The following is a 26,212-nucleotide window of genomic DNA, read 5'->3' on the forward strand; positions in this document are numbered from 1 at the left end:
CATTTGATTCATGTATAAGTTGGATAATTTAAAAAAATCAATACGAAAAGGACAAGTCTATCGTAGAGAGGATTTGGCAAAATCATCAAAATCAATAGATCGTGATCTAGCTATCCTAGTGCAAGAAGGTAGTCTTAAAAAACTAGCTCAAGGCTTATACTATGCTCCTAAAAAAACAGTTTTTGGAGATTCGGTTCCCGAAGAGAAAGATGTCATAAAGAAATATCTGAAAGGTGATGATTTTTTAATAACATCTCCCAATTATTACAATTCAATAGGATTGGGAACAACACAATTGTATAATAGTAAAAGTATATATAATCATAAAAAGCATGAAGATGTCAAACTTGGAAATAAAGTTTATCAGTTTAGACGTAAGTCCAAATTTCCAAAACAGCTTTCATCCGAATACTTAGTTATTGATTTATTAAACAATTTAAAAAGCTTGGAAGAAGACGAGCAAACCCTATTACATAATCTAAAGTCAAGGGTACAGCAATTTAATAAAGAGCTTCTTAAAAAGAATGCAGATAGATATGGCTCTATAAAAGCTAAAAAAATAATAAATGAACTAGTATAGAACTATGTATCTACATCAGCACAAGAACTTCAAAGATCTTATCCTGGCAGAATCTGAAATACGAGCAATTGATCCGATACTGATCGAAAAGGATTATTGGATTATGCACTGCTTATATGGTCTTCAAATACTAGGCTTTCAATTTGAATTAAAAGGCGGTACTTCCCTATCTAAAGCTTATAAAATAATTGATAGATTTTCAGAAGATATTGACATACATATCCACCCCGCTGCTGCTTTGGGAATAAATGAAAATCCGAAAAATACCAATCCAAAAAATGTTGCAAAAAGATTAGCTTTCTATGAAAGCTTAGCCGATCAAATAAAAATAGATGGAATAATAGGCATTGAAAGGGATACTGTTTTTGATGATACTCAATATTACCGAAGTGGAGGAATTAGGTTAATTTACAATTCCTTTTTTAACGAATTGCCAGGATTAAAACAGGGTATTCTGTTAGAAGTAGGATTTGATAATGTAGCCCCAAATAGTCCTATAGATATATCATCATGGGCATTTGAGAAAGCGGTACAAGCATCGATTGATTTAACAGATAATAGAGCGCTACAAGTTGCATGTTATGATATGTGTTATACTTTTGTAGAAAAACTGCAAACAATAGCGACAAAATTTAGGAATATGCAAAGTTCAGGAGACAACCAAGTGAATTTTATGCGTCAATATTATGATGTTTATCAACTTCTTAATCAACAAGTAGTAATAGATTTCATTGGAACTCCCGAATATTTAGCTCATAAAAAGCGTAGATTCCCTAATTTGGATTTTGCTATTCCAATTGCACAAAATGAAGCTTTTTTATTAGAAGATAGTAAAGTAAAAGAACATCTCAATCAACTGTATATTAAAAGCAATGCACTTTACTACAGTGGACAGATTGATTTACAAACTATACTTGATTTATTAAAGATACACCTTGAAAAATTATAATTTTTATTTGTCCATCACAATCGTATGGAGATAAAATAAAGGGTTATCCCTGGTGCAATTTATTTTAATTGTATATCTCTTTCGTATCTACCAACAAACTTTCGAATAAGACACCAGTATTATATGCTGCTCATTCCCATATGTTTTATAGTTTGAACTGCTATATACTCCGCGGGTCTGGCTTAAGGGGCATCTTGGCACAGCGGATCACTTCCAGTGACGGACAGCCAAACTCCTGCACGACCTTCCCTTCGATAAGATAGATGCCGGCTCCTCTTAAAGGATATTGCGCCAACGTGGGCGGAAAATGCACGGTATCGAAAAACTTGCCTTCGATATCGAGGAAGGTCCCGAATTTCATCAGTTCACCACGCTTTGTCTTCACAAACTTTTCGGCCACAAAATCACCTACCATACGAACGGTCTTACCGACATGATCCATCAGTTCACGGCTCTGCACATCGCCCCGAAAATCACTCCGGGCAAGATCAAACAGGGTACCGCTGACACAGAAACCGATAAGCTCCATCTCATCATAATAGTCCTCCAGGATATGACTATCCAAAGGGGGCAAAACGGGTTTACGGCTATTGGATTCAAACAGTTCGGCACTTGGACTCGCTTTTGTGTGCTTGTTCAGCAAAAGATGTGCTTCCCAGAGCAGTTCTTTCTTACTGCTACCGAAACTGCGGAATGCACCGATACGGATAAGAATGATCAACTGCTCGAGCCCAGTACCTGTTCGTCTGATAAACTGTTCAAGATTCTGGTAAAGTCCATTACGTGTGCGTTCTTCTATTAATCGTTCAACTTGTTTGGATTCTACGTGCTGCATGCAGTCAAAACCGAGATAGATATCGCTCCCATGGATACTGGTCTGATACTCCGACCGGTTGATACAGGGCAGACAGATGGTAGCGCCCGCGACACGGGCTTCGTTGACATAGACTTTGCGGTTATAGAAACCGCCATAATTGTTGAGCACGCTGACCATAAATTCGAGTGGAAAATAGGTCTTGAGGTAGAGGCTCTGATAGCTCTCGACAGCAAAGGAAGCGGAATGGGCTTTGTTGAACGAGTATCCTGCGAAACTCTCCATCTGACGCCAGATCTCCCGGCTGACTTTTTCGTCATACCCCTTTGCTCTGCAGTTGTCAAAATACTTCCCCTCGATCTCGATGAGGTGATCTTTGCTTCGGTATTTACCGGACATCATACGACGGAGGACATCGGCATCGGCCATATCCAGCCCACCGTAAGCATTGGCGATCTTCATCACGTCTTCCTGGTAAACCATGACGCCATAGGTTTCTTCCAGCTGCTCTTTGAATACGGGATGCGGATATACCACCTGACTGGGGTCATGGTGCCGCTGGATAAAGGCAGCCATCATCCCGCTACTGGACACTCCTGGCCGGATGATCGAGGATGCGGCAACGAGCGTAAGGTAATCGTCACAATGCAGTTTGGTGAGCAGCTGCCGCATGGCGGGGCTCTCGATATAAAAACAGCCGATGGTATTGGCAGAGCGAAGCTGCTGGGCGATATGGGGGTCTTCGAAAAAACGTTTTGGCTGACGGGTATCAATCGTGATGCCCTGATTGGCATGCACGATCTCCCGGCAGCCTTTAATATGACCGATACCGCGTTGGGATAGGATATCGAATTTTTCAAATCCGATTTCTTCGGCAACATACATATCAAACTGCATGGTCGGCAGTCCTTTCGGCGGATAGTCGAGCGCACAATAACTGACCAATGGCTGTTCGGAAATAAGCACTCCGGAGGCGTGGATGGTTCGCTGATTGGGAAAATCGGCCATACGGTTGTAGACGCTCAAGATGGTATTGGTCACTTCATTTTTATTGAGCATATGCTCGGGCTCATGTACCAGACGGTCAATTTCGGATTTGGGAAGACCATAGACTTTGCCGAGTTCACGCAGGATGCTCCGCGACCGAAAGGTGCTCATGGCTCCCATCAGGGCGGTATAGCCGTGCTGATAACGGTTGAAAATATAGTCGTACATATCGTCACGGTCCCGCCAACTAAAGTCAACATCAAAATCGGGTGGACTTTTCCTTTTGGGATTTAGGAAACGTTCGAAAGGTAATTTGAGGGCAATGGGATCGACATCGGTGATACCTAAGCAGTAAGCAACTGCGGAATTGGCTCCGGAACCGCGACCTACGTAATGGTAATCGCGATGACGGGCATAACGGCAGATATCATCGGTGATGAGAAAGTAACTGGAAAAATTGAGCTGTTCGATGATCTCGAGTTCGCGTGCTATACGTTCCCGGGCTACGGGGTCGTTCTTGGCATAGCGGTGTTCAAATCCGTCTCCGGTATATTTGAGTAGCAGCTGTTTATCGTTGTACCGATTTCCGGTGAAGGTGGCCTTGTTCTTAACGCTCTGGAAATCCATCTGAAAGCGGCATTGTGCCAACAGCCGATGGGTGTTGTGCAAGAGCTGTGGCAGATCGGCATAGATTTTCATCAGCCGTGCTTTGGGCACAAAAACTTCATCGACAGGTGCTACTTGTTCGTCCGAGAGCTGTGAGATCAACAGATTGTGATCAATAGCTCTGAGCTGCCGATGAAAGGTATGATCTGCTGTGCGGAATGTTACGGGTGCCAGTATAACGGCTTTGGAAAGCAACTGCTTATCCATCAGGATGGCTTTACTTCGCTCCGACGGACGGATACCGATGTATTCGTAGTCTTTCAGCGCAAAACTGCCCATGCGCTCTAACGGGTAAATGACAAATACTTCCTTGAACTCTGGAGCCTGCAATGGAACTTTTGCGTTCTCGAAGTTGAGCTGTGTACGGTAGGCATTGATCTCGCTAAAGCCCCCTTCATTTTGTGCAATGGCGATAAAACAGCAGGTGTCGTCCTGACGGAATTCCATACCGGCCAGAATATTGAGTCCTGCCTGCTGGCCTTTGCGGATAAAGTCTATGGAACCGGTACTGTTGTTGATATCGGTGAGCACGGCAGTATCGTAGCCATTGGCGAGCATGCCTTCCAACAGTTCGTCGAGACTGAGCGTACCATGGCGTAAGCTGTAATAGCTGTGCAGATTAAGGAGCATGGTCACCTCCTTTCCTTGATGGTGGTTCTGGAGCGCAGATACCTTTCATCAGGTACTGGCTACCGTAACGCATGCGGATCCTGTCCATGGCCTGTAGCAGGTTGACTTCGTCACTGCTGTCATTGAACAGATCGGTCTGATAGGCGCCATAGATGAGGTTGGAAAACTTAATCCCGATAAGGCGGATAAGCATGCGCCGGCTGTACAGCTTTTTAAAAAGTGCCATTACTTTTTCGGTAATAAGCTTATCCGAGTTGGTGAAGGCTACCTTGACCTGCTGGGTATGGGTATCGAAATTGCTATAACGAATCTTAAGCGTGATATTGCTGGTGAGTTTCTGATCTTTGCGAAGCTCAAATGCAAGGGTATCGACCATACCGATCAGTGTACGGCGTAGGAGATCCATATCAATGGTATCCTGCTGAAAAGTTGTTTCCTTGCTCATGGATTTCTGCTCCCGAAATGGCAATACAAGGGAATCATCGAGACCGTTTGCTTTTCGCCAGATGGTGACTCCATTCTCCCCCATCACATGTTTCATGGTGAAGGCTTCCATCTGCTGCAGGGTGCCGATCTTGCTGATACCCATATTTCGGAGCAACGTATAGGACTTCTCGCCTACCATCGGAATTTTCCGTATGGAAAGCGGTGCTAAAAATCCTTTTTCGGTACCGCTGTTGACAAACAGTTCACCGGACGGTTTAGCCTGACCCGTAGCGATCTTGCTGACGGTTTTATTGACGGACAGTCCAAAGCTGATGGGTAATCCTGTTTCTTTTATAATGCGCTGCCGTAATTCCTGCGTCCACTGCCAGCAACCAAAGAAGCGGTCCATACCGGTCACGTCGAGGTAATGCTCATCGATGCTGGCTTTTTCAACCACTGGCGTCACCTCTTCGATAATCTCGGTGACTATGGAGGAATAATGACTGTACAGATCATGGTCGCCCCTAACAATGATTGCTTCGGGACACATGCGCAGGGCCAGCCGCATGGGCATGGCACTGTGTACTCCATACTTCCGGGCTTCGTACGAGCAGGATGCGACCACACCCCGATCGGAAGTCCCACCGATAAGCACTGGTTTACCCACCAACCCTACGTTGAGCAAACGCTCTACGGACACAAAAAATGTGTCAAGATCACAATGCACTATATTCCGTTCCATTTCCTAAAAAATCATCTCTATCCCGTGTTGTTTATACTTTAAAGGTATAAATACTCGATCAAATATACTAACATATTTAGCTAAAATAAGTGTGAAATTTACACATTTTGATAAACAGCTGAATTACAAGACTAAAATATTTAGTCAAACACGATATAAGAAATGATCTTTAAATGGAAAGATTGAGGATTTAGTGACTGACGATAAAACTGTAAACGTTTACGAAAATGCCTATTCTTGCGAAAAAACTATTCCTCATCCGTGCATTTGATTCATTTATCATCAGATTTGAAGAGTTGGGATTTAAGACAAGAAGAAACATAAATAAATTTTGTGTTATGTGAGTGTTATATTAGTTTTTACGAACATTGATCATTTTTTTATATATTAGTTTTACCAATACATGAGTAAGTGACAAGGGTAATATAAAGTTCTGTTTCACCAACATTGTTCTTGGCATTAATTTAAAACTGATCGCAAAAATAGACAATGTTTAATATTTTTAAAAAGAGAACCATTCTTCCTGAAGATTACTCAAACCTTATAGACGAAAAATCTTATGAAATCTTTCTGAAGAAATGTCTGTTAACACTTAAGTATCTAGGTTATAAAGTTATAAGCTTTAACAATGGTGACATTGTGTATGAAAAAGAAAACAGCCTAGAAGCACATTTCTATTTAGACAACCTTCTAAGGAAATACCTACAAGTAAATAATGAGGAACAAGATATTGTAATACAAACGCACTTCAGTAAATTAAAAGACCAATCAAAAGCATACACCTACCTTTACAAGGATTTTGATTATGCAAAGCAATTTCTTAAAATATTACTGAAAGCAGACGATATTTTACCCAACAATGAAGATTTCGTTTATCAAAAAAGCTATCCCAATTTATTGACATTTTTGGTCTTTGACTTTGAAGATCAATTTCATTATGTAGAAAAAAGCAAAGTACATCTTTGGGAAGTAGATGAGATCCAATTATTTGAAATTGCAAAAAATAACTTAAGAAAAGAAGAAATAGAAATTAAACAATACACATATGAAGATAAATACTATGTCTTTGTATTACTTAATGGCGACTTTTCAAGTTCATATACATTATTAATTGAACAAGATTTAGACTTCACTATTGGACAATTTGGAACTTTGATTGCTTTACCAACAAAAGGAACTGCATTTCTATATCCCATTTCAGAAGCTGATATCTTAGACGTTATCGTAGCAATCTATCCGACAGTTGAACAATGTTTTGATGAAGACCCAGGTAATATAACTCTTGATTTCTTTTGGTATTTTAATGGAAACTATGAATGTTTCATAAAAGAAAAAAATGATGACGGGACAATGAGTATTAGTACACCAAAAAAACTAGCGAAATTATTGAATAATAATTAAGTTAAAATGCATTGACCAAAAATTGATCATTGGAATATAGATACAGATATAAATCTTCAGGGGATCGATTTATAGCAAATTCAGCAATAGTAAATGGTACAGATAATTACACTCATAAAAAACGGATAATGATAGTATTCAAGACAACGTATCATTCACAGCTTTTACAGAAAATTATATTCCAGCTGGTGATGATACAAATCTTTATTCCTACAATATTGTGTATTACACAATATAACTTTTAATATATGACTAACCGAAAATACTATATAGAACAAAAATTTATGAAAATATTTTTGTTTTTACTACTTACCATTACATTTCTAAATGGTAACTTTTGTATTGCTCAATCTCACAGACTAAAAGATCTGACTATTAGCGGATTAAATAATTGTCACTCAGATTATTTTGAAAAAAATCAAGATTTAGATAGTTTAATTATTAACTACGACAAAAATGAACCTATAGAACTTTTTTTTAAATATGAAAATAAGAAAGCCGGACAAAATAGAAAATCCTACTTCTATTTAAAATTTCCAGGTGATTTATTCCTTTTAAAAAGAGACTATCCCAATTTAAAAATACCAGATTATCCAATATATGACTTAAAAATAATTGATGAAAAATATGATGAAAAAAATGAACTTATAAACTACACAATAACTGCAATACTGACAAAAGATAGTCTAAAATACATGCTAACAGAATGGTTGCATAAAGGAACAAAAGTTCAACGTGAACTTTCCAGTATCCCTTATGAAGGATTCAATGCTAGTTACAAAAAGGGTAACGCTGTCTTAGAAGAAAATTTAAATAAGGATATTCCTGGCATTAGAAATATAAATAAAGAAACTCATTATCTTTTTAAAGGTATAGTTGATCAGAAAGGATATATAAACAATATGCAAATGTTAATGGGTAATGACAAAGTAGGCAACCAAATACTTCGTTCACTACAGCAGTCTGGACCTGTATGGCAGCCAAGGATACTAGGAGGTCGAATTGTGAAAAGCTATATTGAAATTTTTGCACAAGTCCAAAATGGCGCTTTAAAAGTATTTACCTGTGGTTATAATCGATAATCTCAACGTAGGGAGTTGTAAAGATCGAATAATGTAAACTGGCTTCCAGCTACTATAGATCGTGGACCTAAAGAATCAAAAATTAGGATATATGTACTACTTAATAGTGATGGCATATACTACGCTCTTATATAGCTCCTGTAATTTGTTTTCATATTTGCGGGAGCGCCCACCGAAGAATCCCGAAGGGATCTGCGAAGCAAACAAGACAAAGCTCGCTCCGGATTGCACTCAAAGCATTGGCTCCAATAACAGCTGTTACTGAAATGGGATTTTGTGATTATCGGCTTGATTAAAAAATACGGGAAGCCGTAAGGTATAAAACGTATAAAGCCATTCTTGGCAGAATGGCTTTATACGTTTTTTATGATCATGTTCCCACTGCATTTTATTGCTGTTATGCTTGATTATTCTCAAACAGCTCGTGCAGTTTTTGCTGTAGTAATTTTTTATCAGGTAATTGCATTTGGTATTCGGCAACCATTGTGGGTGAAAGGCTTCTGCTTAGAGCATATTCTACCACTTCACTATCTTTATCTTTACACAGTAAAACGCTAATACTAGGATTTTCATTATCTTTTTTTACATCACGGTCTAGAGCTTCGAGATAGAAATTCAATTGTCCTAAATGTTCGGGTTTAAACTTGTCGGCTTTCAACTCAAAAGCGACCAGACATTGTAATCCTCGATGATAAAATAATAAATCAACATAAAAATCACTATTCCCAACTTGTACTTTATATTCTTCGGCAATAAACAAAAATTCTTTTCCTAATTCTAAAATGAAATTTTTCATTTGATGAATTAAACCTCTTTGTAAATCACTTTCGTTATATGGCTCTGGAAGGTTCAGAAAATCAAAAATATAACTATCTTTAAACGCATTAATTATACCAAAATTAAATTCTCTCAACACTGTTGAGAGTTTTGTATTCCCAATCATGGTACGTTCAAAATAACCTGTTGATATTTGACGTTCTAATTCACGAAAGCTATAGTTTTCTTGCTTAGAAATATTAAGGTAAAATTCTCTTTCTTCTATGCTTTTGCAACGAGAAAATATAGCCAAATTATGCGACCAACTTAATTGTCTCGACAGTGCTGAGAGTTTCGGAAAATCTTTATAGGTTTCATAAAACTGCTTCATACGCCAAAGGTTCTTATCAGAAAAGCCTTTTATTTCTGGTTCCGTTCTTTGGATATATTGTGCCAATTCTTTTACAACAGATTGACCCCATTCAGTAGTTTCTATGCGCTTACTAATGTACTCGCCAATATTCTAATATAGATTGATCAGCTCAGTATTTACTGCTTTTATCGCCTTGATACGAGATTGTTTGATTAGCTGAATGACATCTATAAAACGTTGTTCCATTGCATTTTGAATATATTGTAAAATTACAATTTATTATTTAGGTTTGAATATTTGCTATGATTAATTGACATATTGCTATACAGCTTTTCAAGCTCGTCGATGGTAAGCCCTACTCCACTTGGCTTGATAACACATTTATAATAAAATGATAAGCTATCCATCTTTTTTAAAGTAATCACTGCCCAAAGTAAATAAGAAGTCCGTTCACAAAATGAATTCTTAGAGAAATTATTGCGTATATTTAAATCAAAGTAATTTATTTACAATGTCAAATCCGATTGAACATTTATGGTTATATAATGACTGGGCCAATAAATCTGTCATCAGTACAATAAAATCTCAAGGAAGTATAATTCCTCCCTCCTGTTTACGACTAATGAGTCATATTGTTAATGCACAAATAATCTGGTTAAGTAGATTAAATGGTGAAAAACCATACCTAGGCGTTTGGGATGAACATAGTATTATGGAATGCGAACAATACCATAATTTGGCTTCAGCTGGCTTAGGTGAAAAGATCAAAAAACACAACGATTATGACAAACATAGCATTCAATATAAAAACACTAAAAATGATAAATTTGTAAACTCCATTGAAGAGATATTGCTACATACCTTTAATCACGGAACTTATCATAGAGCTCAAATAGCAACAGAGATGAGAAAGAATGGTCTTGAGCCGGTCAGCACAGATTATATTGTCTTTGTCCGAAAGCAACATTAGCATATTCCCTATCGTTTTACCCTCAAAAAGATTGACCTCTGACCTCCTCCAAAAAATTGGACATTTTAAAAGTATAGAATTCAGAGATGAATTACTAATTCTAAATAGGAGGAAAACAGATGAAAAGATCGAAGTTGACCGAAAAATACCTGATCCTCCCCTGTTTCATTCTTCCCTTTGAATAGCAAGGGTAAAAATTCGGTCAATCGGGATGTGGCTATAAACTCGGCTGTAGCATTTTCCATGTTATAGATACCGGTATTGCATTCCCTGATCAAGCTTGCTTTGACTTTGTTCTTAATAACAGATCCATCGATATCTCCACCTACTGATTCTACTTGTATATGTTTAATTTCGTTGAGCAATACAGGTGTACCGATAGCGGTGATCATAAGCGATTGGGATTCCTTTGCCCGAGAGTTCATCAATATTGACGCTGAAGCCTCTAACGGCATCTGCCCGGTAGCTACCATATTGCTTTAAAGACTCCACTAAGCTCTTATATAGCTCTTGTAGTTTGTTTTCATAATTGCGGAAGCTCCCCCCGAAGAATCCACAAACGATCTGCGAAGCTCACTCTGGATCGCACCCAAAGCATTGGCTCCAATAACAGCTGTTGTTGATATGGGATTTTCTGTGGGGATCGGTTTGATCAAAAAATACGGGAAGCCGTAAGGAAGGTATAAAACACATAAAGCCATTCTTGACAGAATGGCTTTATGTGTTTTATATGACCTATTTGATTTATTTCAGTTTTTCAATCTCGTCGACGGTAAGGCCGGTACCCTCAGCAATTTGTTCTAAAGGTAAACCCATATTTTTAAATTTCAAAGCTGTCTCAATAGCATTTTGATGTTGGCCTTGAGCAATACCTTTTTTTAAACCTTCTTTTAAACCTCGATCATGTCCAAGACGCTGAGCAGTAGAATAGGTATTCTCTGCATCACGCTTATGTTTTAAACTTGCTTCGTATGCCATCTTATCCTCCGGTGTTAATTTTGCGACTTCGCCTATGTCAAAGATAAGACCAAATACCCGCTTATCCAAAAAATCAGGTATTTTATCAAGTTTACTCATGTTTTTCAATAGATATAGCCACATATCCATATCTGTCTTTATATCAACCTCATTCTTATTAAAATTTGGTAATACTAAGAGCTTGTAACCAAGCTTTTCATAAAAAACACGACTACTCTGCTTATCGCAAAGAGCAACATCGTAAAAATACTTTCCCGGTTCTGTTTCTCCTAACTCAAATTCTAAGATACCAATAAAATATACTTCGGGAAGTTCGTATGTATTTCCCTTATAGCCCCTGGGTATAAGTTTATTGATAAGCCTGGATGTATAAAAAACGGTCCGATCTTTAAAAAAATCTTGATAAAGCTGTTGCATCTCTATAATGAAATGCTCCCCATCAATACCGGTACAATAGAGATCGAAAATAACCTTACGCTCATTTTCAACATCGCCACCCTGCTCCACTGGCCGATAATGAAGATCCTGAATAACTTTCTCTCCCTCAAACAGCCCATTTAAAAATCAAAATTAAAATCGGCTTATTTTCTTCCCTGCCAAAATAGAATTTAAAGCTCCAGTCGCCACTAAAACCAACATACTTGCCCATGCTACTTTTTGTCTTTTTCATAATAATATGCTTTGCTTAAATAATTAATATTGCTAAGCAAGCATCAGGAAAACTAAAATTATTAGCCGGTTATTAAACGTTTGTAGTCGTTTTTAAACGTTTGCTGTCGGCTAGCAAGCAACAAAAGCATTAACATGTTAACCTAGTCTTGCTTTCCGGACACAAAAAAAGCCATATCTTACGACATGGCTTCTACTTAATATATCGATTAAACTTGCTTACTTATACGAATTGACCGATTGAGATACTTTCCAGTTACCTTCGTCATTTACCAAAGTCACTAAATCGGTCTTAGTAAAAACCTCCAAACTGCATCCACGCGAGCAATGACAATAAAACTTTACGACATAATTCTTGACAGCAAAAAAATAGGTGCAACTGAACTTGCAAATACAGATGCACCAATGGGTGTTGTTTTTAGACGCATAATGTTTGACCATATTGATTCAGGCTATGACTTTTTAAAAACTTATTTCGTGAATAACAATATTGTAATCATTACTGACTATCCAGAAGACAAATTAAATCATGCTTCTGGCCTCATCTGCGGAAATAGTAATACTTCTTGTATGGTCGTTTGGCCGGTAAGTAACATCGTTAGCCTATCCATACCAATACCCATCCCAGATGTGGGAGGCATACCATATTCTAATGCACGTAGAAAATCTTGGTCAATGTACATAGCCTCATCATCTCCTTTTTTCTGAAGCAGAAGTTGTTCTTCAAATCTTAAGCGCTGCTCGATCGGATCGTTTAATTCCGAATAAGCATTACATAATTCTACTCCATTGACGATAAGCTCAAATCTTTCTGTTAATGAGGCATCATCACGATGACTTTTACATAGTGGCGACATTGCTATGGGATAATCAATAATAAAAGTCGGTTGCACGTATTTCTTTTCGCTGGTCTTCCCAAAAATTTCATCTATTAGTTTGCCTTTACCCATACTTTCATCTTGTGCTATGCCGAGGGCAATACAAGTACGACGTAATTCTTCTTCGGTAATATTACTGATATCCACACCCGTATTTTCTTGTATGGCACCAGCCATGGTTACTCGTCGATAAGGTGCTTTAAAATCGATAACAGTATCTCCCATCAATACTTCAGTTGTACCCAAAACCTCAAGACATATCCTTTCCAATAGCTGCTCTGTGAATGCCATCATCCAGTTGTAATCTTTATAAGGGACATAAATCTCCATGACGGTAAATTCGGGATTATGGGTACGGTCCATACCCTCATTACGAAAATTACGTGAAAACTCAAATACGCCATCAAATCCGCCGACAATCAATCTTTTCAAGTACAATTCATTGGCAATACGCAGATATAAAGGTATATTTAATGCTTCATGATGAGAAACAAAAGGTCTTGCACTTGCACCACCAGGAATGGACTGAAGAACTGGTGTATCAACTTCTAAATAACCTTTCGTAATGAAAAACTGGCGCATTGACTGAAAGATTTTCGTTCTTTTAAGGAAAACTTCTTTGACTCCCTGGTTAACAATAAGATCAACATACCGTTGACGGTAACGCTGTTCAGGATCAAGAAACGCATCGTATGCAACGCCCTCTTTATGTTTTACAACAGGTAAAGGACGTAGTGATTTTGACAAAACCTGCAACTGTTTTACATGAATGGAGATCTCACCAGTTTTGGTGCTGAACACATGTCCCTCAACACCAATGATATCGCCTAGATCCAATAGTTTTTTGAATACGATGTTATATAAATCTTTATTTTCACCTGTGCAGATATCATCACGGTTGATGTAAAGCTGAATGCGACCGTACGGATCCTGCAGTTCTACAAATGCGGCCTTTCCCATCATACGACGGCTCATGATACGGCCGGCAATAGTGACTTGTTTTACTTCATCTTTTTTAAAACCCTGCTTGATATCGGATGTCGTAGCGTTTATCTTAAATTCTGCGGCTGGATAAGGATTTATCCCCATTTCTCGTAATTGTTCGAGATTCTCACGACGAATTACTTCCTGTTCGTTCAATTCCATATTTTACTTTCATTATGCTATATTTCTCTTCTAATACTGAAGGAATATATAAAACACAAAAATCTCAAATCAATACGGTAATAGGTGTGAATTAACAGTACATTATTGGTAATAATCGAAGGTACGTGAACACTTGGAGTTAAAAATTATAGATTCTGATATGCTTTGGGAGTTTGCCCGGTACGTGCTTTGAAAAATTTACCGAATGTGGATTGGTCGTAAAAATTAAGAGCATCGGATATCTGCTGTACAGATTGCTGTGAGTGTTGGAGCATAATCTTTGCTTCAACCAATAAAGCATCAGCAATCCAATCTTTAGTTCCTTTACCTGTAAGCTGTTTTAATACCGAAGCTAAATACTGGGGTGTGATATATAGCTTATCAGCGTAAAATGATACATGGTGCTGATGGATGACATCTTTTTTCAATAATGTTAAAAAATTATGAAAAATAATATCCTGCCTGGTTAAATTACTTTGTTTTACCTGATGTTCATGATGATTTATCATCATGTTTTCGGCCTCGATTACATATTCCAGCAAGAGTGCATTAATAATATCTTTCTTGAAATGATGTATGGCCGGCATTCGCTGCTCTAGTCTTTCATGACAAGAAGCGAGTACATTAAATTCCTCCTCTGAAAGATGGATAACAGGATCTTTACGGATATTTAAAAAACTAGTTTTTAGCACATCGTTTTTTGACCTGTTCATTGTCTCAAAATATGCCTGTTCTACAAAAATAAGTCGATATCGGGTATCTGGGCTACCTGATATGCTTTGATAGATATGCTCGGGTAGGATAAGAAGAAAATCTTGTTTGGATAAATGATGAATGCTATAATCGAGCTCAATACGCATAGTGCCTTGTTCAACGAGGACGAACATAAAAAAAGATGTTCTTATAGGAAACATGCGAGTAATATGCAAATCACGAATACCTACATCTGCTACCAGAATACTCTCTTCAAAATCGTAAATAGCTTCTTGATTGAAACGAAGAATATCTTTGAAATTTACTATCGATACATTTACCATAATCACATCATTATTACACTACAAATTAATAAAAACATTCGTTATTTACCAACAAATATTAAATGCATTTGTTCGTCTTGTCATACCGTGCTACAATTGTCTTAGGTAAAACACATTAGATTGTTATTCGAAAGGTTCCAGAGATCTGGAAAAGAGAAGATATATTGAGAAGGCCCTCATTGGAGCTAATTCTTGAATACCATGACTGGGTAATAAAAATAGAAAGGTCTCCTAAATTAATGCAAGTGACCTTGTATAACTGACGTAGCGATATTGATTACATCACAGTCTTGTTGTTATAGAAATTTGACTGATGATCAGTTCATAGAATTGCCAAGAAACTAAAAGCTGTAATCACTATTGAATCCGACTTTATAAAATCCTAAATATTATCCAGATGTTAAACGCTTGTTATCGGGTAACACAGTTGAATTACTTTACTATAAAGCGAACTTACAGAATCCTTCCCTGCTTTGATCCAATATTGAACAGGATGAACACGAAAGAATGCTGAGCTACCGGTTATCTTGAAGCGTGTCCATCCTTATTCAATATCCAAAGACAAATAATAGAACTAAATATATCAGCTTTTACATACTATAAATTTTAGTTTTTATCTATTTTTATTTATACCTTCTGAATACCAATGATTTGTTAAATTTATACTATATTAGTTATATAATACTTCCATATAATATCACCTTAATGAGTTGGGATATTGTTTTATTCAATTCGAAACAGAAAATTAATGGAGCTTAAAGAAATTCAGGAGAATCTATTAATCTGTAATGACATCCAAATCATTGTCTATAATCTATAATAACATTTATTGTATATGAAATATCTCCTATTTTTCTGCACTCTTTTACTGTCATTAAATGTATTATCACAAGACAAAATCGCTAAACGGGATTACAATGAATTCCTTGAAACAAGAATATTTTCCTCTGAAAGGAACAGTATTAAAGATGATAATATAACTCATATCGATATAGGATATTCAAATGAAATAGCATTCTTCACTAAATTATTTACAAAAGAGACCACAATATTTGATAGAAAAAATGGAGATACTTCACAATCTTTTCTGCATATAGAAAATAACTATTATTTTGATCTAAATTTTGAGGGTGATAAATATATCTTAAATCAAAATTATCCGTGGCTTCATTTACCATCTATCAAGGACATACATCCTCAAAATCTACCTAAAAATGATGAGATAAATTACTTAAGTAAAATCTCCATTTATAGAGATAGCACTATATATTACTTTACTACACATAAAGACTTCTACAGACAGATAATGCCATTATGGGGTTATCCTGCAAAATATTTGGGCAGTATAGAGGCACGGGAACAGCAGATTGCAAAAGAATTAAGTGTAATCCAATCGGATGCTGTTAATGATTCTATTTGTGTGTTAGAAATAATCATTTTAAAAACTGGAAAGGTTACAGATGTAAAATCAATTGGAGGAAAAAACTCTGAGCTTAACGATATTGCTGAAAGGGCTGTTTTTCTGGACAGGAACAGAGATTTTGGCAAGTATAAACCTAAGTGGAGAGCAGCAATAATGTACAACAGCGGAAGGCCGATGGACACGAAATTAAAAATGTTTATTAAATTAAAAAAAGATGGCAGTGTACAAATTTTACTTCCAAAAACAATGCGAAACTACACAGGAAACTAACTTATCTAAATCCGTGAGTGTACAAGCAACTATGCTCTTTGATCATATAATTTTATTTGGACGTTACTGACCGCTAATAACTATTTACTGTATTTCACATATTGGAAAGGGAAATAAAAAAATCGATTTTATATTCTTTTTTTCGTTAAAATTATTTAACTTTATAACCACCGATAACCTGAAATTATGAAATATTTATTGTGCCTTTTTTTTCCCTTATTCTCTTTGTATTGTGCTACTGCACAGATGTCACTAAACCAATCAGCTGAACCCGATCCGAACAGCTGGATATTAAAAGAACTAGCAAAGGCTAAAGTAAAAACAAATAAAGTAAGTTATAAGGACAATTTCTTCCAATTTGATACCGTAAGACTAATTGGATTTATTGAGGGTTATAATCCTAAATCGGAATTTACAAGTGGCATAATATATAGTAGCAATCAGCTGACTTGGGAAGATTATCCAACTACCGTTCAGATCTTTCCTGATGGTCGTTTTGAAGCGAGCTACCCTGTGACACATCCTGAAATTTCCTATATAAAATATAGAAATGACAGGTTTACATTTTATATTGAACCTGGGCAAACGTTAGCTTTGCGATTCAAAGTTACTCAAGATCAAAACTTAGAATTAATAGGTTTTGAGGGGCCTCTTGCTGTCGAAAACCAGCAATTAAAAGATTTTGATTGGGGAAAGAATCCTCGAGCTTTCTATCAAAATCAGGAAAAGATATTGAAGGAACAACCTATTTCACAAACAAAAATGCAAATTATTTCTGCTTGGGATTCGGTGCAACATGAAGTAGACGTACGTTTTAGGAAATCCGGATTTTTACCCAAATTAAAAAATCTGATCCATACAGATATTGCACTTTACTATGCGACACAATTAATGGATCTCCAAATGTCCAAAAAAAGTCTTTTTAGAGATGATCCTAAAAATTCTTTTCTTAAAGAACCTCTTCCGACCGATTATTTTGATTTTATGACTCGGTTAAACCTAAACGATTTTGCTTTGTTGGTACCAAATGAATTTTCAAGTTTTATCAATCTCTTCGAATTTTCACCACTTTTTCGTACGCAAGAGTATTATAATGCCTTGAATCGTCAGTTTAAAGGCAACCTATACTTGGTGTTGGATTCGGCAAATAAAAAGTTTAATCCGACAATAGCCAATACCTTAGTTACAGAAGTTGCTAAATTGCGTACCTTGAAGTCTAAATTAGATTATGCTACAGACACCATAAAGATTACAAATCTGACAGATGATCTGTTAACAGTATTAACCAATAAAGATTTAAAAAATGAAGCACTTAAATTGGCGGAGCGTGTAAAAATATCCAAAGACGGTTATTTATTACCAAATACTCCTGCTGGTGCACTCTTTACCAAGATGACAGATAAATATCGTGGCAAGGTCGTGGTTGTCGACTTTTGGGCACAATGGTGTGGACCGTGTCGCCAAGGCATAGAATCAATGAAGGAAAAACGGTTAAAACTCAAAGATAATCCGAATTTGGTATTTGTCTTCGTAACGGATAATGTAGGTACACCAGATGTGGATTTTTATAAGAATTATATTGTTGAAAATGATATGTCTGAATCATATAGAGTATCTGCAGATGAGTATATGGCATTGCGCGAACTATTTAAGTTTAACGGTATCCCTAGGTATGTTTTGATGGACCCGGATGGTACAATCAGAAATGATGATTTCCAAATGCATAATTGGAAATCTGAACTCACTAAAAATTATCCACAACTTTTTAATGATCAATTGATGGAGGCAATTTGATGCGCACTTCGATTGCAGCTAGAAATAAAATCCGAAGATTAGTGAAGGAGTTTTTTAGATCATAATTCTGATTCTTGAACACCTGCCTAGTCAATTTTCAGAAGTCAAGCGTCAATGTTCTCTTTTTTTTAAAAACTTCTAGGATGAGAAGAAAAATATCCAATCACCACATATTAATCGGCCAATCTCTTCTTCAGCAGTTCCAACTCTACTGCGATGACATCTGGCCATCTAGCAAAACCTTGTCTAATAATATCTTCACCATCAGCTATGGTAAATAACTGGGAGATGCTAAAGGCAGACTCTCGGATCCCTGCAATCTGTCTAAAAGTTAGCTGTGCTCTGCTTTTTGCAATTTTTACAGCTTCAGGATGATTGAGTATATATTCTTGCTGTATTTGCTTTAAATTCATCTGTATAGTTTTTAAAAATTAATAGATCAATCAGAAAACCCTCAAGAATTTCCCTTCTAACACTTCTTCGGGTACATCCAGGATCTGCTCGATCACTACTGTCGCAGACTCTTCCTTAAATTCACTCATAAACGCCCATAGGTCGTTTACTTTTGTTGGGACAAAATGTTGTATAACATCATCCACACTATTATCGGACTTCAGGATATTATATCCCTTATGCTTTAAGTCCTTCAAGATCTCGATTGTCAATGGTACATTCATCGCAATTAATATTTATCATTTTTGCCTTCTTCCAACAGAGGTGACATTGCGATCTTAAGTCTCTTTACTATAAAGTGAACTTACAGAACCCTACCCTGCTTTAATTTAATATTGAACAGGATGAACACGAAAGAATGTTGAGCAACCGGTTATCTTGTATCGTGTCCATCCTTATTCAATATCCAAAGATAAATAATAAAACTAAATATATTAGCTTTTTCTTGCTATATTTTTTAGTTTTATTGCGGTTTATTTTTTTCGCCTTGAATACCAATGATTTATTATATTTAAACAATTACTATATGATAATAAAAAATAAAGATTTTAAAAATTCAAAATAATCATGCTTACTATTTATACTGCAAATTCAAGTGATTATCCTATTATCCAAAAGATCGCTCATGAAACTTGGCCAGATACTTTCGGCCTTATTTTATCAGAGGAACAGATCAATTATATGCTTGATATGATGTACAGCACAAATGCATTATCTGAACAGACCACAAATAAGAGCCATCAGTTTCTAATCGTAAAAGATGAAATAAAGCATTTGGGCTATGCTTCTTACGAATTGAATTATAAAGGTTTATCGAAAACAAAAATTCATAAAATCTACATTCTTCCTGCATCACAGGGAAAGGGTGTCGGAAAATTACTCATCAAAACAATTACAGATATTGCAATGAAAAACAAAAATCATAGTCTTTCTTTAAATGTGAATAGAGATAATTCTGCTATCGATTTTTATAAGGGTATAGGTTTTGAGAAAGTCGGCGAAGAGAATATTGATATTGGTGATGGTTTTATAATGGAGGATTATATTATGGAAAAAAAATTAGTTTAAATTTAGGAGTCTATCGTAATCATATATACTAAAAATTAGTATTTAAATACTCTATCCTCCCCTCTTTCATTCATTGCTTTGAATAGCAAGGGTACAAATTCGGTCAATCGGGATGTGGCTATCAACTCGGCTGTTGCATTGTCCATTGTATAGGTACCGGTATGGCGGTCTATGATCAAGCTTGCTTTGACTTTGTTCTTAATAACAGATCCATCGATATCTCCATCTACTGATTCTACTTGTATATGTTTAATCTGATTGAGCAATACTGGTGCACCGATAGCGGTGACTATAAACGATCCGTGTTCCTTTGCCCGAGGGCTCATCAATATGGCACTGAAGCCTATAACGGCATCTGCCAGATAACTACGTGCATTTTGCTTTAAAGACTCTACTACGCTCTTATAAAGCTCCTGAAGTTTGTTTTCATAATTGCGGGAGCGCCCAACGAAAAATCCTACGAAGCCCGCTCCTATTTCACTCAAAGCTGTTCAATTTCGTCGATGGTAAGCCCGTTACCTTCAGCAATTTGCTCTAAAGTTAATCAATTTATCATATATAATTTATCTTCACGGAATGACAGAGCCCTTAGGGGTTCCATATAAATAAACCCCAAGCCCTCGTAAAGCTAATTGAGTTTACTGTCTCCTACTTAAGCAACAGTAAGAATAGGCTCTTGCTGACAAAAACAATAAACTTCTTCAGCAAAATATTTGCCCTGAATCTCTATTACACAAGGAGATATCATGAAAATTTGCCCCAGCTATTAAAAGCTGTATTCAAAATAATCAACAATTGAAGAGGTTTATAATATTCAATAGCATATTTTTACTTTGACACTCCTTGAGATGCTTAATGTGCTTATCAACTAAGTCAGTCTGCTGCAAAATTAGATTTCTTTCAAGCTTAACATGTTCCTCGACGGCTCCCATCTTTTTAGGAGAATTATTGTAAACAGTAATCAGCTCAAATCGCGGATCATGTTCCAATAAAAACAGTTGTTCATCCAGTTCGACATCATATGTGGCCAGAGCCAATAACCAACCGCTCAGAAGATCTGAATCCTGTGCAAAGACATACTGTTTATCGTCAGAAAAATGCTTGATTTCGAGCATCAACATAGAGATTGGATCATTCGTGTCATAACTAAAATCCAGAATACGGATCACATCACTTTTTGTAATTTCGCCTGCATCGCTAATGGAGATTTCATCCAAGAACTTTCGCATAAGCCTCTGATAAAGTACAGTCAGCTCCTTCGGTTTTTCGATATTTTTTAGTCCTTTGTAATGGTCCAAAGGCCTATATCCAAATAGGTCTTGCACATGATCCATAAAAATTGCCTGACTTTCGTAGGATACCTCCAAATCAGGTAGATCAATAGTAAATTCGGGTTTAATTTTTTTTAGCAGTTCTTTAAAATGATTAAAACCGAGTGGGTTCATATAGGGCTTTTCACTCCACTTGTTATAGAGCTCTATCTGAAATTTTAAAGGCGGAACATCTTGGAAAGCAAATCGGCATGCTAAAATAATAACCTTTCCTATTATTGCTTTTTCCTGATTATTCCATTCATATTTATCAACCTGATGATCAATGAGCTCTGCCATCAAGAAAAATTTTGAAGCCTGCACATTTAAGACATCATTCATTATTTCATAATGGCATTCTTTTACCTTTGCAAGGTGTTTCTGCTTTATACGAACAGCTTTTTTCCTTTGTATATAGGCTTGCTTTTTTAAATTAAAGTCGTCTAAAAGCATTTGTTTAGTGAAATACTTATACTGAGCAATAAAATGTTTCTGGTCTTCTGTAAATAACTCTTGTCGCGCCAATATACCTATAACATCTGATTCAAGATCTAAAAATTCATCATTCTTTTTTATATCACCTGGAGCAGGAGGATCAACAGTAATATCAATACCCATACTGCATAGCAGCAGACATTCTGCCAAATGCTTAAATCTTCTCTCACTGACGAAAGCTTGATGAAATTCATCATATATTTGATCGATCAATACATCTATATCCGCTCCTGCAACAGTAACAAAAAAATCTAGATCAGTGCGTTTACTGGTTGCGATCTCCATAGCCAGTTCCCGTAAAACCAGGTGCTTTTCCGCCAATTCTAAAATTACATGAGGTCTGAAAAACAGGTTAAAATGACTAAATAACCCTTGCTCAAATTCATACTTGACAGTTTCCATATTTTGCCAGAATATCTGGTTATTTTGCTCAAAAAGTAACGTGCCTTTATCTTCCTGTACAAACTTGGTTTTTTGACTATTATATACCTGAAAATGAAAGGTTAGTACTGGATCCGATGGAATTGAATAGAGGGTAATGGGCTTGTTAAGTTCGAACTTAAATGCGCGCATACTCACATCCTTGCTCAAAAAATTATGGCTTGTCAACTGTGCATCATCAAACACATGATCAACAGTGTGAAAAATAACATCTGTACTAGTTTCATACATATGAAGACTTAGCTTATCCTGAGGAACGACTGGCTTGTCATTTAGGAATACTTTCAGTAAAGATTTTTCGCTCATATCTAATTGATTAAATGAATTTTATAAAATTTGAAAATTAGCTTTTTCTTACAACGTTGCTTGCTAACTAATTACGATTTAACTGTACAGCTTTGGTGTACGATTAAAAAATATAGGTTAGCTTGCATGTTCACTCTGAACTTAAAAATAAAATCGGAAGAGTGAGGTAAGAAGTTATTTTTATAATATTTACTTTTATTTACTTCTGTTTATATGGATTCTCCGCTGCAACGATCAATGACTCGGCGGTTAGTAAAAAGATGTTTTTTTTCAGAAGGGATTCCATAGTAAAGCCCACATCAACAAGAACTGGTACCATAGCATCGTATATTGCTTTTGTTTCCATCACTTTACGCTCCACAGCTTTAATTTTATCTGGTGATTGAAAATATAAAGGCATTAAATTGCTTATCAGCTCTTCTTCTTTGGAAAAACCTGTATCATACCATTCATCGATGGCTTCCTCAAGTACCGAATGCCACAAACATATTTTATTGAACTTTTGGTTTTCAACATAATCTCCATCATCTGTCAGTTGCTCAATCTCAACCATAAGCAATAGGGAAAGGTCATTTAGTTGGTAGGCATGATCAAGAATTCGAATAAGATCGCTCTTTTGGAAGTCGCCTGTATCGGTTATGGTAAGCTCATCTGCCATCCGCTGCATTAGCATGTGGTAAAGTTCAACGACTTTCGGAGGTTTATCCATTTCTCCTTTTTCTGTTATATGCGATAGCGGTGTAAAGCTGCAACTATCTTGTATATATTGATCCAAAATAGCTCTGGATTCCCTGCTTCCATCCAATTTATCCGTTGGGAGATTCATATTCGGGATAAACATATTTAATATTTCCCCAAACTCTTGCATACCCACATCGCCGACATATGTTTGCCCAGTATAATTCGTGTAAAATTGCAGCTGATCGGCACGAGGTGTTTTCAGTTCAAAAGACTGGTCACAGACAGTAATGATCGCTTCTACCAACGTACCTTTCTCTTTCTCGGTTAAATTGAACCTTTTCATCTGTTCCTCCATCTTTACAGCTACCCAGAAATAGCTCTCCGCCAAAAGATCGGCAGAATCTCCCATAACACTGTGATAACAGTCCTTAACCTCTTTCATAATGGCGTTATTCTTGGCGCGTTCTTCTTTCAGCGATAGATATTCTTGCTTGATCGTATAAAAATTCGCTATCAACGCATCTCTAGAATAATAACGGAAAATAGATTCAAACCTTAACTTCTGCTCGTCCGTAAATGTATCGTCATCCAAATCTGAGAAAGCACTATTCGAAGTGCGTTTTAAGGCATCTATTGGAAAAGGCTGTACCTCTACAGGCAACTCCATGGACTTGAGTAATAGGCATTCACATAAATGAGTAAAGCGCTGGTCGCTTATATGATAGTGCCTAACTTCAAGTAATATAGCGTCAATAAAAGCTAGCAGTCCCTCGTCAGCCCTGCCGACATAGAAATCGAGCGCACTGTGTGAAGATCTAGTGACCTCCATTGCCAATTCTGTTAAAAGAGGGATGCGGTGTGACATCTCTAAAAAGTGGCTAGGCCGGAAATGTAAACTACAATAATCTGCCTCATATAGCGATAGTTCATAAGATAGGATTCGATCATTCTGCCATAATAAACAATATTGCAGTTCATTAATCAGTCTCCCGTCTTGCCCATTGACAAATTTCATCTTGTTGTTTCCAGACACCTGTATATGAAATGTAACAACGGGCTGTGCTGGAACAGCATATATTGCTTGTTCATGTTCCATAAAGCAGGATGACTTTTGCAGCGTGGCATTTTTACCGAAAACGTAATGGCTTTTAATCGTAGAGTTGCCAACAATATATTCCTTGAAATTCAAGTCGGGATCTTGGTTTTGGAAGCTAGAATCTTTCCCAGACTCTGGAACCTCTGGCTTATCGTTGAAAAAAACTTGTAAGATTGAATCTTGGCTATATGACTGTTGGTTCATAATGTTATTTTAAATAAAATAATATTTATCAGCTGATATAAAACCTTTAAGATAGCAAAATTAATTCACTATAAAGAAATTAAAATATAATAAATTTTACGTTCAGTAAATTTCAATTTAAATCTTATAGTAGCTTACCATAGAAAAACTAAAAGATAGGGCAATGTATTTTATTTTGAAAGAAGTGGATTGAGCAAATAATCGGAAAAACTGTGCAAGATCATCCCGCATGTTTTGAGGGAGCAGGTAGAAAATAAGATTTCTTCTGTATTCTATTTCTACGGAGGTGGAGCATACACTTCACAGAAAACGGAGGACAATCAAAAGCTTTCTTTCAAAACAGAGAATCAGTAAAAGATAAGTACTTGTTAAACAGGAAAAAAAATGTACTTTTAGATTCTAACAAGGGAAAAATTCTCCTAAACAAGTTTTATTGATACAAGCAATTGTGCTTCATTATACCAATAATTATAGTCCGAGTAAAGGTTTGCAGAAAGAGAGTCTCCAAGCACATTAATATAATATTAATTATAAACGAAATGACAATAAAAAACTATTCCATGATTTTAATAGTGCTGAGTGCTTTTTCTTATGCACAAGCACAGGATACAAATAATAATTCGCTGGTTTGGGAAATATCAAAAGATGGTGTTGAAAATAGTTCTTACATAGTATTAACAACTTCTGGCATTTGTGATATTCCTGCTAAAGTTCTTAATAAGGCTTCTGGGCTATCTCGGGAAATCAAAGTATATTATACTGAAAATGCTCTGGGTAATAAAAAATATGACAATTTGAGCGAGGGGTTTCTTATGTTAAAAAAAGGTGAACCATCTATACAAAAATTACTTTCTGCTGATGACTACCTAAAATTGAAAAATAGGATGTCAGAGCAGCATATGGATGAAAAAGTTTTAAATAGATTAAAGCCATTATTAATCTACAATCTTTTAATGAAAAAAGTCTCTCCTGAATGTAATACTCCAAGTGTTGTGCAACAGATTTTTAGAAGATATGCAGACGAACATGGAATTCCAACAAAAGAATTACTTGACATCAACGAGACTTTTGGCTATTTAAATTCCTTTGGTACAGATTTTTATATCGCTGAAATAATAGAGTTATTAAATAATCAGCCTAAAATCTCAGAAGAAATAAAAGAAAAAGCACATCTTTATGAAATTGAAAATCTAGAATCCCTTAAGCAACTGTTTGCTAAAAGTAGTTTTTTAAGCTCCAAAAAATAAGAATGCAACAATTGCACAAAATCACATTAAAAAAATATCGAAATTAATTTCAGAAATAAAAGATGGTGGAGCATTGTTTTCCTTAGAATTGACAAATGCGATGGACAATAAAAATAATATATTTGATGAATTGAAGAGTAAAGGATTTACGATTACAATTGTAAATTAGGAAAACTTTTCATGAATTGAATCTAATTATAATAAGTGAGTGTACCAGCAACTGTGCCATTGGTTTCTCTTTAAAAGTTTAAATCCAGCTTTAGTCTATCACCAAATTTAATATATATTTTTGATATGGTCAGTCCCAATTGTGCATTGGCATTGTCCATTTTTCAGAGAT

Annotated in this window: 23 protein-coding genes; 9 read left to right on the forward strand and 14 right to left on the reverse strand. The window is 36.2% G+C overall.

Translation table 11 applies throughout. From position 1 onward, the window contains the following. Positions 1-10: 10 nt before the first annotated feature. Together M2265_RS02980 and M2265_RS02985 are read left to right on the forward strand one after the other, a co-directional pair. Entirely contained in the window at positions 11-580 is a 570-nt protein-coding gene (locus M2265_RS02980) for a DUF6088 family protein (protein ID WP_132767928.1), read from the forward strand. A gap of 103 nt (positions 581-683) precedes the next feature. Then, positions 684-1,529 (forward strand): nucleotidyl transferase AbiEii/AbiGii toxin family protein, encoded by an 846-nt coding sequence (locus M2265_RS02985; protein WP_243655365.1) that lies wholly within the window; start codon positions 684-686, stop codon positions 1,527-1,529. Between the two features lie 160 nt (positions 1,530-1,689). On the opposite strand, the gene M2265_RS02990 is transcribed toward M2265_RS02985, so the two are convergent. Both M2265_RS02990 and dinB read right to left on the reverse strand, forming a co-directional pair. Continuing rightward, on the reverse strand, positions 1,690-4,626 hold the full coding sequence (locus tag M2265_RS02990; protein ID WP_132767924.1) for a DNA polymerase III subunit alpha: 2,937 nt from the start codon (positions 4,624-4,626) through the stop codon (positions 1,690-1,692). After that, a complete protein-coding gene (dinB, locus tag M2265_RS02995) occupies positions 4,616-5,794 on the reverse strand; it encodes a DNA polymerase IV (protein ID WP_132767923.1) in 1,179 nt (392 codons plus the stop codon). The genes M2265_RS02990 and dinB overlap by 11 nt, the downstream gene beginning before the upstream one ends. Positions 5,795-6,283: 489 nt before the next feature. On the opposite strand from dinB, the gene M2265_RS03000 reads away from it, so the two are divergent. Both M2265_RS03000 and M2265_RS03005 read left to right on the forward strand, forming a co-directional pair. Then, entirely contained in the window at positions 6,284-7,195 is a 912-nt protein-coding gene (locus tag M2265_RS03000; RefSeq protein WP_132767921.1) for a hypothetical protein, read from the forward strand. A 248-nt stretch (positions 7,196-7,443) separates the two neighbouring features. Then, positions 7,444-8,277 (forward strand): hypothetical protein, encoded by an 834-nt coding sequence (locus tag M2265_RS03005; RefSeq protein WP_021190527.1) that lies wholly within the window; start codon positions 7,444-7,446, stop codon positions 8,275-8,277. A 397-nt stretch (positions 8,278-8,674) separates the two neighbouring features. On the opposite strand, the gene M2265_RS03010 is transcribed toward M2265_RS03005, so the two are convergent. Further along, positions 8,675-9,553, reverse strand: coding sequence for a PDDEXK nuclease domain-containing protein (locus M2265_RS03010; RefSeq protein ID WP_317126527.1), 879 nt, complete (start codon positions 9,551-9,553; stop codon positions 8,675-8,677). A gap of 364 nt (positions 9,554-9,917) precedes the next feature. Here M2265_RS03010 and M2265_RS03015 point away from each other — a divergent pair, with 364 nt between their 5' ends. Then, a complete protein-coding gene (locus M2265_RS03015; protein WP_132767920.1) occupies positions 9,918-10,376 on the forward strand; it encodes a DinB family protein in 459 nt (152 codons plus the stop codon). Positions 10,377-10,456: 80 nt separating this feature from the next. Here the strand turns inward: M2265_RS03015 and M2265_RS03020 are convergent, their stop codons facing one another. The 6 genes from M2265_RS03020 to M2265_RS03045 form a co-directional block, all read right to left on the reverse strand. Beyond that, on the reverse strand, positions 10,457-10,849 hold the full coding sequence (locus M2265_RS03020) for a hypothetical protein (protein WP_132767918.1): 393 nt from the start codon (positions 10,847-10,849) through the stop codon (positions 10,457-10,459). A gap of 18 nt (positions 10,850-10,867) precedes the next feature. Next, the gene (locus tag M2265_RS03025) at positions 10,868-11,077 is read right to left on the reverse strand and encodes a hypothetical protein (protein WP_132767916.1); all 210 of its coding nucleotides are present in this window, start codon (positions 11,075-11,077) and stop codon (positions 10,868-10,870) included. Between the two features lie 43 nt (positions 11,078-11,120). Next, entirely contained in the window at positions 11,121-11,906 is a 786-nt protein-coding gene (locus M2265_RS03030) for an Rpn family recombination-promoting nuclease/putative transposase (protein WP_084825554.1), read from the reverse strand. After that, the gene (locus M2265_RS03035; protein WP_021187954.1) at positions 11,899-12,024 is read right to left on the reverse strand and encodes a hypothetical protein; all 126 of its coding nucleotides are present in this window, start codon (positions 12,022-12,024) and stop codon (positions 11,899-11,901) included. Before M2265_RS03035 ends, M2265_RS03030 begins: the two co-directional genes overlap by 8 nt. Positions 12,025-12,550: 526 nt before the next feature. Continuing rightward, positions 12,551-14,047 carry a lysine--tRNA ligase gene (gene lysS / locus M2265_RS03040; protein ID WP_132767914.1) on the reverse strand — a complete coding sequence of 499 codons (1,497 nt, stop codon included), beginning with the start codon at positions 14,045-14,047 and terminating at the stop codon, positions 12,551-12,553. Positions 14,048-14,193: 146 nt separating this feature from the next. Next, positions 14,194-15,084, reverse strand: a complete 891-nt coding sequence (locus M2265_RS03045) for a helix-turn-helix domain-containing protein (protein WP_132767912.1) — start codon at positions 15,082-15,084, stop codon at positions 14,194-14,196. A gap of 835 nt (positions 15,085-15,919) precedes the next feature. Here M2265_RS03045 and M2265_RS03050 point away from each other — a divergent pair. Further along, a complete protein-coding gene (locus M2265_RS03050; protein ID WP_132767910.1) occupies positions 15,920-16,777 on the forward strand; it encodes a hypothetical protein in 858 nt (285 codons plus the stop codon). Positions 16,778-16,963: 186 nt separating this feature from the next. Continuing rightward, positions 16,964-18,571, forward strand: coding sequence for a TlpA family protein disulfide reductase (locus M2265_RS03055; protein WP_132767908.1), 1,608 nt, complete (start codon positions 16,964-16,966; stop codon positions 18,569-18,571). A 173-nt stretch (positions 18,572-18,744) separates the two neighbouring features. Here the strand turns inward: M2265_RS03055 and M2265_RS03060 are convergent, their stop codons facing one another. Together M2265_RS03060 and M2265_RS03065 are read right to left on the reverse strand one after the other, a co-directional pair. Next, a complete protein-coding gene (locus M2265_RS03060; protein ID WP_132767906.1) occupies positions 18,745-18,984 on the reverse strand; it encodes a hypothetical protein in 240 nt (79 codons plus the stop codon). Between the two features lie 30 nt (positions 18,985-19,014). Beyond that, positions 19,015-19,248, reverse strand: a complete 234-nt coding sequence (locus tag M2265_RS03065; RefSeq protein ID WP_094772536.1) for a hypothetical protein — start codon at positions 19,246-19,248, stop codon at positions 19,015-19,017. Between the two features lie 343 nt (positions 19,249-19,591). Here M2265_RS03065 and M2265_RS03070 point away from each other — a divergent pair, with 343 nt between their 5' ends. After that, entirely contained in the window at positions 19,592-20,092 is a 501-nt protein-coding gene (locus M2265_RS03070; RefSeq protein ID WP_132767904.1) for a GNAT family N-acetyltransferase, read from the forward strand. A 35-nt stretch (positions 20,093-20,127) separates the two neighbouring features. Here the strand turns inward: M2265_RS03070 and M2265_RS03075 are convergent, their stop codons facing one another. The 3 genes from M2265_RS03075 to M2265_RS03085 form a co-directional block, all read right to left on the reverse strand. Continuing rightward, positions 20,128-20,577, reverse strand: a complete 450-nt coding sequence (locus M2265_RS03075) for a heavy metal-binding domain-containing protein (RefSeq protein ID WP_132767902.1) — start codon at positions 20,575-20,577, stop codon at positions 20,128-20,130. A gap of 303 nt (positions 20,578-20,880) precedes the next feature. After that, positions 20,881-22,644 (reverse strand): hypothetical protein, encoded by a 1,764-nt coding sequence (locus M2265_RS03080; protein WP_132767900.1) that lies wholly within the window; start codon positions 22,642-22,644, stop codon positions 20,881-20,883. Between the two features lie 199 nt (positions 22,645-22,843). Then, entirely contained in the window at positions 22,844-24,625 is a 1,782-nt protein-coding gene (locus tag M2265_RS03085) for a hypothetical protein (protein WP_132767898.1), read from the reverse strand. A gap of 560 nt (positions 24,626-25,185) precedes the next feature. Here M2265_RS03085 and M2265_RS03090 point away from each other — a divergent pair. Then, on the forward strand, positions 25,186-25,872 hold the full coding sequence (locus M2265_RS03090) for a TraB/GumN family protein (RefSeq protein WP_165905823.1): 687 nt from the start codon (positions 25,186-25,188) through the stop codon (positions 25,870-25,872). The last annotated feature ends 340 nt before the right edge of the window (positions 25,873-26,212 follow it).

The sequence above is a fragment of the Sphingobacterium kitahiroshimense genome, from assembly GCF_025961315.1.
Lineage (GTDB): Bacteria > Bacteroidota > Bacteroidia > Sphingobacteriales > Sphingobacteriaceae > Sphingobacterium > Sphingobacterium anhuiense.